The following is a 363-nucleotide window of genomic DNA, read 5'->3' as shown; positions in this document are numbered from 1 at the left end:
CCAAGTTATTTTCGTTAGAAAATAACCAAGATTTTTTGCGCTAGCAAAATAATCTTTCATATTTGCGGGTGTGGCGGAATTGGCAGACGCACCAGACTTAGGATCTGGCGCCGCAAGGCGTGGGGGTTCGACTCCCTTCACCCGCACCAACCAATTATTAACTCTTGAAATAATGTTGATAATCTGTTATGCTAATAAATGTCGCTGAAACGTATGCGGTCGTGGCGGAATGGCAGACGCGCTAGGTTGAGGGCCTAGTGGGGGCAACCCCGTGGAGGTTCAAGTCCTCTCGGCCGCACCAAAAAAAGATGTTGACATATCAAACTTCGTTTGATACAATGTAAAAGTTGACTTTGAAAGTTT

General features: G+C 45.5%; 2 tRNA genes. Both read left to right on the top strand.

The features are described from left to right. Positions 1 to 64 precede the first annotated feature (64 nt). Positions 65 to 149, top strand: a tRNA-Leu gene (locus CHI06_RS29115). A gap of 66 nt (positions 150 to 215) precedes the next feature. Continuing rightward, positions 216 to 301: transfer RNA gene (locus CHI06_RS29110), tRNA-Leu, on the top strand. Positions 302 to 363 lie beyond the last annotated feature (62 nt).

It is taken from the genome of Bacillus sp. 7884-1 (assembly GCF_002272245.1).
In the GTDB taxonomy this organism is placed as follows: Bacteria; Bacillota; Bacilli; order Bacillales; family Cytobacillaceae; genus Neobacillus.
The sequence above is the reverse complement of the archived record's forward strand: the minus strand, read 5'-3'. Positions and strand labels throughout refer to the sequence as shown.